At 72.1% G+C, this 13,378-nt stretch carries 10 protein-coding genes and 1 pseudogene; 6 read left to right on the forward strand and 5 right to left on the reverse strand.

Annotated elements, in window-relative coordinates; all coding sequences use genetic code 11:
* Positions 1-46 precede the first annotated feature (46 nt).
* From MRQ36_RS34235 to MRQ36_RS31600, 5 genes and pseudogenes are all read right to left on the reverse strand, one after another.
* Positions 47-187: pseudogene (locus MRQ36_RS34235) on the reverse strand (creatininase family protein); the annotation flags it as partial.
* Entirely contained in the window at positions 175-1,968 is a 1,794-nt protein-coding gene (locus MRQ36_RS31585) for an iron ABC transporter permease (protein ID WP_242800387.1), read from the reverse strand. The gene MRQ36_RS31585 and the pseudogene MRQ36_RS34235, both read right to left, overlap by 13 nt.
* Entirely contained in the window at positions 1,965-3,038 is a 1,074-nt protein-coding gene (locus tag MRQ36_RS31590) for an ABC transporter ATP-binding protein (RefSeq protein ID WP_242800389.1), read from the reverse strand. The genes MRQ36_RS31585 and MRQ36_RS31590 overlap by 4 nt, the downstream gene beginning before the upstream one ends.
* Positions 3,039-3,130: 92 nt before the next feature.
* On the reverse strand, positions 3,131-4,177 hold the full coding sequence (locus tag MRQ36_RS31595; RefSeq protein ID WP_242800391.1) for an extracellular solute-binding protein: 1,047 nt from the start codon (positions 4,175-4,177) through the stop codon (positions 3,131-3,133).
* 48 nt (positions 4,178-4,225) lie between these two features.
* Positions 4,226-5,389, reverse strand: coding sequence for an ROK family protein (locus MRQ36_RS31600; protein ID WP_242800393.1), 1,164 nt, complete (start codon positions 5,387-5,389; stop codon positions 4,226-4,228).
* A 399-nt stretch (positions 5,390-5,788) separates the two neighbouring features.
* Between MRQ36_RS31600 and MRQ36_RS31605 the strand changes: the two genes are divergently transcribed.
* The 6 genes from MRQ36_RS31605 (at position 5,789) to MRQ36_RS31625 (ending at position 13,371) form a co-directional block, all read left to right on the forward strand.
* Positions 5,789-8,476, forward strand: coding sequence for a sugar-binding protein (locus MRQ36_RS31605; RefSeq protein ID WP_242800395.1), 2,688 nt, complete (start codon positions 5,789-5,791; stop codon positions 8,474-8,476).
* A gap of 118 nt (positions 8,477-8,594) precedes the next feature.
* Positions 8,595-8,717, forward strand: a complete 123-nt coding sequence (locus tag MRQ36_RS33725) for a hypothetical protein (protein ID WP_278187644.1) — start codon at positions 8,595-8,597, stop codon at positions 8,715-8,717.
* 27 nt (positions 8,718-8,744) lie between these two features.
* Complete coding sequence (locus MRQ36_RS31610) at positions 8,745-9,008, forward strand: hypothetical protein (RefSeq protein WP_242800397.1); 264 nt, start codon at positions 8,745-8,747, stop codon at positions 9,006-9,008.
* A 378-nt stretch (positions 9,009-9,386) separates the two neighbouring features.
* On the forward strand, positions 9,387-10,433 hold the full coding sequence (locus MRQ36_RS31615; protein WP_242800399.1) for a LacI family DNA-binding transcriptional regulator: 1,047 nt from the start codon (positions 9,387-9,389) through the stop codon (positions 10,431-10,433).
* 39 nt (positions 10,434-10,472) lie between these two features.
* On the forward strand, positions 10,473-12,068 hold the full coding sequence (locus MRQ36_RS31620) for an FAD-dependent oxidoreductase (RefSeq protein ID WP_242800402.1): 1,596 nt from the start codon (positions 10,473-10,475) through the stop codon (positions 12,066-12,068).
* A gap of 22 nt (positions 12,069-12,090) precedes the next feature.
* On the forward strand, positions 12,091-13,371 hold the full coding sequence (locus MRQ36_RS31625; protein WP_242800404.1) for an ABC transporter substrate-binding protein: 1,281 nt from the start codon (positions 12,091-12,093) through the stop codon (positions 13,369-13,371).
* The last annotated feature ends 7 nt before the right edge of the window (positions 13,372-13,378 follow it).

Here is a 13,378-nt window from a genome sequence, read left to right on the forward strand (position 1 = left end):
CGGCGAAGCCCTCGGCGAGGATCAGGTCGGTGCCGAGCGGCAGGTGCGGGCCGTGCCACTCGACCGCGCCGACCGGCAGCACCGCGAAGTCCGCCGCCGCGGCGACGGCCGCCAGCTCGCCGCCGGGGATCCGGGCGGCGGGGACCAGCCCGCCGCCCGTCGGCCAGGCCGCGCTCACGCCGTCCACCGGGCCGCCTCCCGGGACGACCGCCGGCCGCCTTCGAGCTGGCCGGAGACCACCATCACCACGAAGATCAGGACCACTTGGAGCATGCCGTACGCGGCGGCGGTGCCGACCTCGAACGAGTACATCCGGTTGTTGATCTCGACGGAGATCGGGGCGGTCTGCGAGGTGTAGATGAGCACCGAGGCGACGAACTCGCCGACACCGTGCACGAAGGCGAGCAGCGCGCCGGCCAGCACACCGGGCAGCATCAGCCGCAGGGTGACGGTGCGGAACGCCCGCCACCAGGACGCGCCCAGGTTGCGCGCGGCCTCCTCCAGCGACGGGTCGATCTGCGCCAGGGTGGCCGAGCTGGACCGGAACACCAGCGGCAGGAACCGCACGAAGTACGCCAGCGGCAGGATCCAGAAGGTGCCGATCAGCACCTGTCCGAAGCTGAACGCGTTGCCGGTGCTGAACGCCGAGATGAGGTTGATCGCCACCACCGTGCCGGGCAGCGCCCAGGCCAGCATCACCGCCACGTCCAGCAGGCCCCGGCCGCGGAAGTCCAGCCGGCGCACCGCGTACGCGATGAGCACACCGACCACGACGCAGCCGACCGTCGCGATCAGGCTCATCTGCAGCGAGTTGAGGATCGGCTGGAACGCCGACGGCTCCGAGAAGATCGTGACGAAGTTCTGCGTGGTGTACGCCGACGGAACGACCTCGGTGGTCCAGGAGCCGTCCTGCGAGAAGGCGACCAGGGCGATGGTCGCCACCGGCGCGAGCAGCACCACGGTGGCCACGATCGAGGCGGCCAGGGCCAGCCACTTGCCCAGCGGATTGGTGATCTCGCGGCGGTGCGCGGCGACGCCCTTGGACTGGGAGCGGTAGCTGCGCCGACCCTCGTACCAGCGCATGCCGAGCAGGAACAGCACCGAGACCACCCCGAGCACGGAGGCGTACGTGGAGGCCATCGGCAGGTCGCCGTTGGTGCGGTTGATGTAGATCTGCATGGTCATCGTCTGGTCCACCCCGAACAGCAGCGGGGCGGTGTACGACGCCAGCGAGGTCATGAACACCAGCAGCGAGGCGGAGACCAGCGCCGGGGTGAGCATCGGCAGCAGCACGGTGCGCCACACCCGTACCCTCCCGGCGCCCAGGTTGTAGGCCGCCTCCTCCACCGACGGGTCCATCCCGGCCAGCGCGGCCGACGCGGACAGGTAGAAGTACGGGTACATGGTGAAGGTGTGCACCACCAGCACCCCGGCGATGCCGCTGAACGGCAGCACCGGGTTCTCGGCGCCGAACAGCTGCTGCAGGCCGCGCGGCAGGATGCCGGTCTCGCTGTAGAGCAACTGGAACGAGATCGCCCCGATCAGCGGCGGCAGCGCCGCCGGCACCAGGATGATCGCCTCGATCAGCTTGCGGCCGGGGAACGAGAAGCGCTTGAGCAGGAAGGCCATCGCCACGCCGACGACGCCGCAGAGCAGCACGCTGGCCGCGGAGATGATCAGCGAGGTGACCAGCGAGGACCGGGCGACCCCACCGCTGGTGACGAAGCTGCCGTAGTTCTCCACCCCGTTCACGCCGACGCTCTCGGCGAAGGTGGCGAACATCGGCTGCACCACGTACCCGAAGAGGATCAGCGCGAGCGGCAGGACCAGGACGTACGGGAACCAGCGTGAGCCGGTGCCGCCGGCGAACCGGTCGGCGAGCCGGCGGCGGGGGCCGCGCGGCGGCGTCGGCTCCTGGGTGACCGGGGCGACGGTGGCCGGGCTGGGGGTGGCGGGGATGGTGCTCACGGGCGCACCACCCACATCCGCTCCCGGTTCAGCCGCAGGCCGACCTGGTCGCCGACGGTGATCCCGGCCGGCACGTCGATCGCGGCGACCTGCACCGGCTCGCCGGCCACGTCGACCACGAGGTTGGTGGCCATGCCGGTGAACTCCACCTCGGTGACCCGGCCGGAGAGCGCACCCGCCTCGGTCGCCGTGGTCAGTCCGATGTGTTCGGGCCGGACGGAGACCAGCGCGGTGTCGCCCTGGCGCAGGCCGTGGTCGGCCGGGGCGGGCGCGGTGACCTCGCCGCCGCCGGGCACGCCCACCGTCACGCTCCGCCCGTCGGCCGTGACGACCGGCAGGCCGAGCACGTTGCTGCGGCCGATGAAGCGGGCCACGAAGCTGGTCGCCGGCCGGTGGTAGATCTCCTGCGGGGCGCCGATCTGCTGCACCCGGCCGGACTGCATGACCGCGATCCGGTCCGACATGGCCATCGCCTCGGCCTGGTCGTGGGTGACGTAGAGGGAGGTGGTGCCCGCCTCGCGCTGGATCCGGCGGATCTCCACCCGGGTCTCCTCGCGCAGTTTGGCGTCGAGGTTCGACAGCGGCTCGTCGAGCAGCAGGGTGCGGGGTCGGATCACCAGTGCCCGGGCCAGGGCGACGCGCTGCTGCTGGCCGCCGGAGAGCTCGTCGATGCGCCGCTCACCGTAGCCGGCGAGGTGCACCTGGCCGAGCGCCTCCTCGATCCGCCGCCGCGACTCGGCCCGCCCGACCTTGCGGATCTTCAGACCGTACGCGACGTTCTGCGCGACGCTCAGGTGCGGGAAGAGCGCGTAGTTCTGGAACACCATGCCGGTGTCGCGCTTGTTCGGCGGCCGGCGGGTGACGTCCTCCGCACCGAACCGGATCCGGCCGGAGGTGGGGAAGTAGAACCCGGCCACCATGCGCAGGGTGGTGGTCTTGCCGCAGCCACTGGGACCGAGCAGCGTGAAGAACTCGCCGGCGGCGATGGTGATGTCGACGTCGTCCACGGCCGCGGTGTCGCCGCCGCGCGCGAAGCGCTTGCTCACCGACTCCAAGCTGACATCGATCATGAGGTCCTCTCCTTCGTGCGGTACCGGACCTGGACGGTCGTGGGGTGGGGACGTCGGGGGCGAGACGGGCCCGCCCCCGGACGCCCGGGCGGTCAGCCCTTGTTCTTGATCTGGCTGTTCCAGTGGTTGATCCACTCGGTCTCGTTCTTGCCGATCACGTCCCAGTTGACGTCCAGCGGCTTGAGGTCGAGCTGGGCCAGCCACTCCGGCTTCTCGGCGATGTCCACGGCCGGGATCTGGTAGTAGTCCTTGGCCAGGTCGGCGCGGAGCTTGTCGTCGAAGAGGAACTCCATGAACTTCTGCGCGCCGGTGGTGCTGCCACCCTTGACCGCGGCGATGCCGTCGACCAGCACCGGGGCGCCGGAGGCGGGCATCACGTAGCCGAACGGCATCTTCGACTGGTTGGCCTGCAGCAGGATGTCCTGCAGGTTCCAGGCGCTGAGCACGCCCTGCTGGCGGGAGAGCTTCAGGTAGAGGTCGGCCGGGTTGGCCGCGTACGCGCCGGTGTTGGCGTCGAGCTTCTTGAGCCAGTCGTAGCCGGGCTGCGGGTTGCTGCCGTCCGGGGACTGCCGCACGATCATCGACGCGTAGATCGACCGCATGGTGCCGGACGCCGCCACGTCCCGGATGACGACCTTGTCCTTCCACTCCGGCTTCAGCAGGTCGTCCCAGTCCTTCGGGGCCTGCTCCGGGGTGAGCGCCTTGTTGTTGTACATGATGACCTCGGGGAGCAGGATCTCCCCGAACCAGCGGCCCTCGGCGTCCTTGTAGCGGGCGTCCATCTTGCCGGCGAACGCCGGCTGCCAGGAGGCCAGCAGGTCCTCCGACGCGCCCGCGGAGAGCCCCTGCTGGGTGCCGCCCCACCAGACGTCGGCCTGCGGGTTGGCCTTCTCCGCCCGGACCCGCTCCAGGATCTCCTGCGCGCCCAGGTTGAGGATCTCGACCTTGCCCTTGTACTCCGGGTACTTGGCGGTGAACTGGTCGACGACGTAGGTGGAGACCTTCTTGTCGCGGGCCGTGTAGATGGTCAGCTTCTCGGCGCTCGCGCCGCCGGCCGCGTCGTCACCGCCGCCGCCGCAGGCGGTGCCGGCGGCGAGCACGGTGGCGAGCGCACCGGCGAGGAGAAGTCGACGTCTCATGGGGTACCTCCGAGGGGTGTGGGGGGAACTGCGGTGCGAGGGATGTGGTCAGGGGATGGGCGGCAGGACGGGCATGCCGGCGGCGGCCGCGGAGAGGGCGTAGCTGACCGCCCCGTGCAGCACCGCCCGGTCGCCGAGCACCGCCCGGCGTACCTCGGTGGCGCTCGGCGCGGCGGCGGTGACCAGCGCCTGGAGCCGGCCCACGGCGGCGTCGTCGAGGTGGGCGGCGGCGCCGCTGAGCAGCACCCGCCCGGGGTCGACGACGCAGACGCAGGAGACGATCAGCCGCGACCAGGCGGCGAGCACGTCGTCCAGGTAGGCGGCGGCCCGGTCGTCCTCGGCGGCCAGCGCCACCAGGTCGGCCACGGGTGCGGCCGGCCGCCGACCGGGGGCCAGGGCCACCATCCGTTCGGCGATGGCGTTCTCCGACCAGCGGGCCTCGAACGGCCCGATGCCGTCGTGGCCGCGGTCGCTCGGGTCCAGCGGCAGGAAACCGACCTCACCGGCGGCCCCGCCGGCGCCCCGGCGGACCCGCCCATCCAGCACCAGGCCGGCGCCGATGCCGTCGGCCACGTGCAGCAGCAGCAGGTCCGCGACGTCGCTGCCCGCTCCGGCGGCGTGCTCGCCGGCCGCCATCAGGTTCACGTCGTTGTCCACCACCACCGGCACCCCCAGCCGCTGCTGCACCGACTCCCCCACCGGCCGGCCCTCGACCAGGCCGACCGAGGGGGCCAGGCGCACCGCGCCGCCGGTGGAGACGCCGGGCGCGGCGATGGCCACCCCGCGCAGCGCCGGCAGCCCGTCCCCGGCGAGTTCGGGCACCGAGCGGCAGATGGTGTCGACGATGTCGCCGGTGAGCCGGACCGCGCGGTGGGCGACGACGGCGCCGTCGCTGTCGGCGATCTCGCAGCTGATCCGGGACGGTTCCAGCGAGACGGCGGCCACCAGTTCGGCCCGGGGATTGAACTCCAGCATCGCCCGCGGCCGGCCGGTACGGGAGGTGCCGGGGCCACGCTCGATGAGGTAGCCCTCGGCGATCAGCTCGCGCACGAGCGGGGTGAGCGTGGCGGGGCTCAGGCCGGTGAGCTCGGTCAGCTCGGCGCGGGAGAGCACCCGCACCTGGCGGGCGGTGGAGATCACGGACAACCGCTTGATCTCCTTCGACCGCTCCCGGCTTACGGGGCTCGTTGGTGGCGTCACCACGTCAGTCACCTTTCCTTCCTACGGCGAACGAAGTATCTAGTCAAGTAACAAAACCGTCTCGACGCCCGGCGATCCCCACCGTCAACAGGCGAAATGCGCACTCCCGAGCGCTGGATGGCGGACCTCGCGCCCCCCGACAGGGTCGCCGTGGCGACAACTTATTTTCTTTCGCAAACAAAGAAAGGTCTTCCAAAGCATTGACGGGTCGCGGGGCCGGTCCCTAGCGTCACCGGGCGAAGGCCTTCCAGTGTGTACGGACGTCCGTGCCGCTGCGCACCCGGTGACGCCGGTACTCCCCTGGACCCGGCGTCCCCGCTCCTCACCGTCCGATCGCGACCCCACGTCGACGCCCCCGCGTCCGACGTCGCCGGCCGCCGCCCGGACCTCGCGCCATGCGAAAGGATCTGCATGCGTCTCAAGGCGTTCCTGCTACCCACCGCTCTCGCCCTCGCCCTGACCGGGACACCGGCCACGGCACTCGCCGCCCCCACCGACGCCCGGTCGACCGACGCCGTCGACCTGGACGTCCTCTTCGTCAGCGCGCACCCCGACGACGAGGCCGGGAGCCTCGCCACGCTCGGCCAGTGGAAGCAGCGGTACGGCACCAAGGCCGGCGTCGTCACCATCACCCGCGGCGAGGGCGGCGGCAACGCCGTCGGCCTGGAGGAGGGACCGCCGCTCGGCATCATCCGGGAGCGCGAGGAGCGCACCGCGATCGGTCGCGCCGGGGTGGAGAACCTGTACAACCTCGACCACGTCGACTTCTGGTACACCGCGTCCGCGCCCCTGTCCGAGCAGATCTGGGGACACGACGAGACCCTGGCCCAGATCGTCCGGGTGATCCGGCAGACCAGGCCCGAGATCGTCATGACGATGAACCCGTCGCCCACCCCCGGCAACCACGGCAACCACCAGCAGGCCGCGCGGTTCGCCGCCGAGGCGTTCCACGCCGCCGCCGACCCGAAGGCCTTCCCCGAGCAGCTCAGCAAGGAGGGCCTCAGCCCGTTCCGGGCGGCGAAGTTCCTGCGTACCGGCGGCACCGGCAGCTCGTCGGCCGGACCGCAGTGCGCCTCCAGCTTCGTGCCGGCCGTCCCCACCGACCAGGTGTTCGGCGTCTGGGAGGGCACCCCCGCCGCCGACGGCCGGACCTGGGCCGAGATCGAGGTCGAGGCCCGCCGGGAGTACGTCACCCAGGGCTGGGCGAACACCGCCGCCGCCCCCACCGACCCGGCGAAGATCCGCTGCGACTTCTACACCCTGGTCGACAGCCGCGTCCCGTACGACCCGGCGGACACCTCCCCGGAGGCGATCCTGCGCGGCTCCGCGCTGCCCCCGGCGGCCGGTGGGCTGCCGCGCGGCACCGAGCTCTACCTGACCGCCGACCGCTTCGACCTCGCCCCCGGGCAGAGCGTCGAGGTCACCGCCCACGTGCGGGCACCCCGCGACCGGGCACTCACCGCACCCCGGGTCTCCCTGCGCCTGCCCCAGGGCTGGACCGCGACCGGCTCCGGAGCGCTGCGCGGCGCCGTACCGGCCGGCAAGGAGCGCACCGTGACCTTCACGGTGACCGTTCCCGCCGGCACCGAGACCAACGTCCAGCACCTGCTCGGCGCGTCCCTGACCACCGGCCAGGGCGCGGGTCGCACGGACCGCGCGGTCCGGGTGGTCGCCGACGTGCGCGGCACCCTGGAGCCGCTGCCCGAGGTCGGGCTGTTCCGCAGCTGGGCCGGGGACAGCGGCTACCCGCAGCTGGACACCCTGATCGATCCGGTGCTGACCATCGGCTCCGGCAAGAGCCGGAGCGTCCGGATCGACCTGCGCAACAACGGCGCGACCGCGCAGCACGGCACGGTCACCCTCGGCCTGCCCGCCGGCTTCACCGCCGACGCCGCGAGCAAGAGCTACGCGGACCTGGCGCCGGGTGCGACCGGCGCGGTGACCTTCACCGTCACCAACAGCGACGCCACGCTGCCGACCGCCAACGAGGGCGGGGACTACGGGCTCACGATCACCACCACCAGCGCCGCCGGCAGCACCGTGGAGACCGGGGCGCTGGAGATCGTGCCGACCAGTGAGGTGCCGCGCGCCGGGCAGGACCACGCCGTCGACGGGGTCGCCGCCCCCGGCGAGTACCCCGGCGAGGAACTGGACCTCTCCCGCATCTGGGAGGGACAGGCCACCACCGCTCAGGACGCCTCGGCCACCGGGCGGATCGCCTGGACCGACGACGCGCTCGTCGTCTTCGTGCAGGTCACCGATGACGTCCTGGGCAAGAAGGTGGTGCCGCAGGACTGCAAGCGGCAGCGCCGCACCGACAGCGTGGAGATCATCGTCGACCCCAAGGGGAACTCGTCGGACACCTCCACCGTGTTCAAGGCGGGCATCTTCCCGGTCACCGACGACCCCGCCAACGGCGACCCCCCGTGCTGGCAGCGCGACGCCGACAACCGGCAGGGACCGGGCGCCACGACCGCACCGGGGATGACCGTGGTCAGCAAGGTCACCGCGCCGTACACCGGCTACACCATCGAGGCGCGGATCCCGTTCGCGGTGCTGCCCGACGCGATCGACCCGGCCCGGATGGGCTTCAACGTGCTGGTGTACGACTCGGACACCCAGGACCTCAGCTCCCAGTCCCGGCTGGGCTGGTCCACCTTCACCGGAGTCCGGGCCGACCCGTACCGGTACGGCCTGGTGACCCTGCCCGGCCTCACGCCGGCCGCCCGGCAGCCCAGCGCCCCGGTGTTCCCGGACACCGCCGCGCGCAGCGTGCACAGCCCGCAGACCATCGCGCAGTCGGCGGTGGACGGGGTGGCTCCGGCCGCCGTGGCCCGGCTCCCCGAGCGGGCGCTGCGGATCACCGGCCAGCGGCAGGTCGCCGGCGGGGTGTCGGTGACCGTACGGGCCGACCGCGCCGGCACGGCGTACCTGCACACCTTCGACGGCGACCGGTCGCTGGGTGAACGCACGGTGCAGTTGCGCGCCGGCCAGCAGGTGACCGTCGTGGTGCCGGTGACCGGCGGCACGCCCACCTCCGTCCTGGCCGCCTTCGAGGCCGGGGACGGCGCACTCGCCCGCCAGGTCCCGCTGACCTGACCGGCACCGGACCGGCCCCTGACATCCGAGCGGTGTCAGGGGCCGGTCCCGTCGGCCGACCCGGCGGCCACCGGCATCGGCCGGTCGGCACCGCCGCCCACGCGGGTAGGGTCGCCCGGTGAACGCGTACGAGATCGCGGCCGCACTGCCCACCGTCGACCGGCTGCGGCAGCGCGGCAGGGCCCTGGCCGTGCTGGACCGCATCGTCGACGGTCCGGAGCCCTGCTACGGCTACACCTAAAGGTGGGGCGCCGCCGAGGCGGCGCTGATGAGCAACGGCAGCGGCGACGAGTGGGCCGCCGTGTGCACCGCCGACGGCGCGTTCATCCGGGTCTTCGACCACGAGTCGGCGATGTCGCCGTACCGCGATCCCGACGGCGAGCTGTGGCCGGGCCTGCTCGACGGCCTCCCCGTGGTCCTGCGTCCCTGGGTGCGGAAACCCGCGTTCTGCGACGAGACCGGCCAGTTCGTCGCCACCGCCGTGCTGTGGCGGCTGACCGGCGACGACCGCTGGTACGCCGGAGTCGGCTGACCCCGGCCCGGATCGCGGCATCGCCGCGCGGCCCCGACGTGGTAGCTGCCCGTCGCGCCGGAACCGGATGAGTAGCTCTCGGTAGTGAGGCAGGTGCGATCCACCGCCGAGGCCAGCGGGCGGCGGCGAACTAATACGTATTAGCGGAGATCGTTCCCCACTGTCGCGCGCCGCCACGGCTGCTGTCAAGAGCCGGCCGCGCATCCCGCTCCGGTCGACCCGCCGCGCCGGGCCCCGATCGAGCTAATACGCATTACTCCAGGGAGTCCGCGTCCGAGAAAGCTTCGTCCGAGGTCTTGACAGCAGACCGGTCCAGCGGCCAGGCTCCATCCCGACGCCGAGCGCTAATACGCATTAGCCGCCCCGGAAGGACCCGACATGACCCCTCCCCCCAAACGAGTTACCCAGCGTGACATCGCGCGGATGGCCGGTGTCAGCCAGGCGACGGTGTCGCTGGTGCTCAACAACCGCACCGACGCCGACGTCCGGATCGCCCCGGAGACCCGGGACCGGGTGCTGCGGGTCATCGCCGAGACCGGGTACGCCGCCGACCCGGCCGCCCGCCGCCTCGCCTCGCGGTTCAACCGGATCATCGGCGTCTTCACGTACGAGCCCGCCTTCCCCAGCGGCAGCCGGGACTTCTTCCACCCCTTCCTGCTCGGCATCGAGGAGTACGCCGAGCGGGTCGGCTGCGACCTGCTGCTGTTCACCAGCGCACCGGTGGTCGACGGGCGGCGGCGCATCTTCCACCAGGACAACCGGCTGCGGCTGGCCGACGGGTGCATCCTGCTCGGCCGGGAGATCGACGGCGCGGAGCTGGACCGGCTCAACCGCGACGGGTTCCCCTACGTCGCCGTCGGACGCCGCGACGATGCCGGCGGTCCGGTGCCCTACGTCGGTGCCGACTACGCCGCGGCGGTGGCCCGGCTCGTCGAGCGCGCGTTGCGCAGCGGCCACCGGCGGCTGACGTACGTGAGCATGGGCATGACCGCCGAATCCTCGCGGGACCGGCGTCGTGGCTTCGACCTCGCGGCGGCCGGCGCGCAGAGCGCCCGCAAGGTCACCGCCGCGGCCGGGGCAGCCGACGCCACCATCGACGACCTGCTCGCCGACGGCAGCACGGTCGCCTTCGTGGAGGACTTCGCCACCGCGGTCGCGCTGGAGTCGGTCGCCCGCCGGCGCGGCCTCACCGTGCCCGGTGACCTGTCGATCGTCACCCTCGGGGACCCCACGTCCCCGGTCCCCACCGACATCGCCTTCACCGGGTTCCACATCCCGCGCGAGGAGATGGGCCGGCAGGCCGTCGAGGTCTTGACCGGCGTCATCGACGGCAGCGCGGCCGGACTCCAGCAGCGGCTGCTGCCCTGCGAACTCGTCGAGGGCGCCACCCTCGGGACCTGCGAACCGGCGGTCGACCGGCACTGACCGGCCGGCCGCGCAACTGGAAGGAAGCAAGTGGTACTCATGCGTACGGACGTCCTCGTCGTCGGGGGCGGACTGGGCGGAGTCGCCGCGGCGCTCGCCGCGGCCCGGGCCGGCCGGTCCGTCATCCTCACCGAGGAGTTCGACTGGCTCGGCGGGCAGCTCACCAGCCAGGCGGTCCCCCCGGACGAGCACTCCTGGATCGAACAGTTCGGCGCCACCGCGAGCTACCGGGAGCTGCGCGCCGGCATCCGCGACTACTACCGCCGCCACTACCCGCTGACCGAGCGGTCCCGGGCCTGGACCGACCTCAACCCGGGCGCCGGTTGGGTGAGCCGGCTCTGTCACGAGCCCAGGGTGGCCGTCGCCGTCCTCGAGCAGATGCTCGCGCCGTACCGGGGATCGGGGCGGCTGACGGTGCTGCAGCCGTACCGACCGGTCGCGGCGGAGACCGACGGGGACCGGGTCACCGGGGTCACCCTCGCCCACCGGGACCGGGACGACCGGATCGAGGTGGTGGCACCGTACGTCCTAGACGCCACCGAGACCGGTGAGCTGCTGCCGCTGACCGGCACCGAGTACGTCACCGGGTTCGAGTCGCAGGCCGAGACCGGCGAGCCGAGCGCGCCGGCGCAGGCGCAGCCGATGAACATGCAGGCGGTCTCGGTCTGCTTCGCCCTGGACCACGTCGACGGCGACCACACCATCGACCGCCCCGCCGGATACGACTTCTGGCGCGACTACAAGCCCGACTTCTGGGGTGACCGGCTGCTGTCCTGGCGGTCGCCGCACCCGCGCACGCTGGAGACGGTCGAGCGCAGCTTCACGCCGAACCCCGACGACGACCCGCTCGGCGTCAACGCCGACCAACGGCTCGACCCGGGTGACGGGAACCTGTGGACGTTCCGGCGGATCGCCGCCCGGCGCAACTTCGTCGACGGGGCGTACGGCAGCGACATCACGCTGGTCAACTGGCCGATGATCGACTACTTCGAGGGCCCGGTCATCGACGTGCCCAACGCCTCCTGGCACCTGGCCAAGGCCCGTGAGCTGTCGTACTCGGTGCTGTACTGGCTGCAGACGGAGGCGCCCCGCCCCGACGGCGGCACCGGCTTTCCCGGGCTGCGGCTGCGCGGCGACGTGACCGGCAGCCGGGACGGCCTGGCACAGGCGCCCTACATCCGGGAATCCCGCCGCATCCGCGCCGAGTACACCGTGGTGGAGCAGGACCTCTCCCTCGCGGTACGGGGCGAGCACGGCGCGGTGAGCTATCCCGACTCCGTCGGCGTGGGGATGTACCGGATCGACCTGCACCCGTCGACCGGCGGCGACAACTACATCGACGTGGGCTCCTGCCCGTTCGAGATCCCGCTCGGTGCGCTGATCCCGCAGCGGATGGAGAACCTGCTGCCGGCCGGCAAGAACATCGGCACCACGCACGTCACCAACGGCAGCTACCGGCTGCACCCCGTCGAGTGGAACGTCGGCGAGGTCGCCGGCCTGTTGGCCGACTTCTGCCTGGCGCGGGGCGAGTCCCCGCGCGCGGTCCGCGGCACCCCCCGGCTGCTGGCCGAATTCACCGAGCGCATCTCGTCCGTCGGCGTGGAACGCCGCTGGCCGCAGATCGCCGGCTACTGAAACCCCCGGTGAGGAGAAGATAGTGAAGTCACGAAAGGGTCTGGCTGTCGTCGCCGCGGCGCTGTCCGGCGTCCTCGCCCTGTCCGCCTGTGGTGGCGGCGAGGCGAAGGAGCAGGGCCCGGCCAGTCTGCGGATGACCGTCTGGTCGGCCAACGAGGCACACCTGAAACTGTTCAACGAGATCGCCGACGAATACCGCAAGAGCCACCCGGACGTCGCCGAGATCAAGTTCGATCCGCTGCCGTTCGAGAACTACACCACCACTCTCACCACGCAGATCGCCGGCGGGAACGCGCCCGACCTCGCGTGGATCTTCGAGAACTCGGCCCCCGACTTCGTCGCCTCGCGCGCGCTGCTGCCGCTGGACGACACGCTCGGCAAGGCCGACGGCTACCGGTACGACGACCTCTCCCCCGCCACCCTCAAGCTCTGGCAGAACGACGGCAAGCTGTACGCGTACCCCTTCTCCACCTCGCCGTTCGGGGTCTTCGTCAACACGGACCTGGTCAGGAAGGCCGGGCAGAAGACCCCGGCGGAGCTGATCGCAGCCGGGCAGTGGACCTGGGAGAACGCCCTGGCCACCGCCGGGGCGACCGCGGCCAGGTCGGGCAAGGCCGGCCTGGTGATCCGCGACTTCGACTACAAGGGTTGGGACAACCTGTCCACCTTCTGGACCGGTTGGGGTGCGCGGGCGTGGAGCGAGGACGGCCGGACCTGCGGCTTCGCCAGCCCCGAGATGGTCGACGCGATGACCACCCTGCACCAGGGCATCTTCACCGGTAAGGCACTGCCCGGCCCGGGCACGAGCGCCGACTTCTTCGCCGGTGACGCCGCCATGACCGTCACCCAGATCTCCCGCGCCTCGCTGCTGAAGGACGACGGCTTCGGCTGGGACCTGGTCCCCCTGCCGGCCGGCCCCAAGGGCCCGTACGCGGTGGTCGGCCAGGCCGGCATCGGGGTGATGAAGAAGAGCGCGCACGCCGAGCAGGCGGCCGACTTCCTGGCCTTCTTCACCAACCCCACCAACTCGGCGAAGCTCGCCCAGTTCTTCCCGCCGCCCCGGCGGTCGCAGTTGACCGCCGAGACCCTGGCCAAGACGAACCCGAAGCTCAAGCCGGAGCAGTTGCAGAAGGTCGTCATCGACGGCATCACCAACGGTGTGGTCAAGCCCAGCCACGCCGGCCAGGCCGAGCTGAGCCAGCAGGTGCGCGCCGGTCTCGACCCGCTGTGGCAGCCGAACGCGGACGTCAAGGCGGTGCTCGACGGCGTCTGCGCCAAGATCCAGCCACTGCTGGCGAAGTAGGGCCGAC

It is taken from the genome of Micromonospora sp. R77 (assembly GCF_022747945.1).
Lineage (GTDB): Bacteria > Actinomycetota > Actinomycetes > Mycobacteriales > Micromonosporaceae > Micromonospora.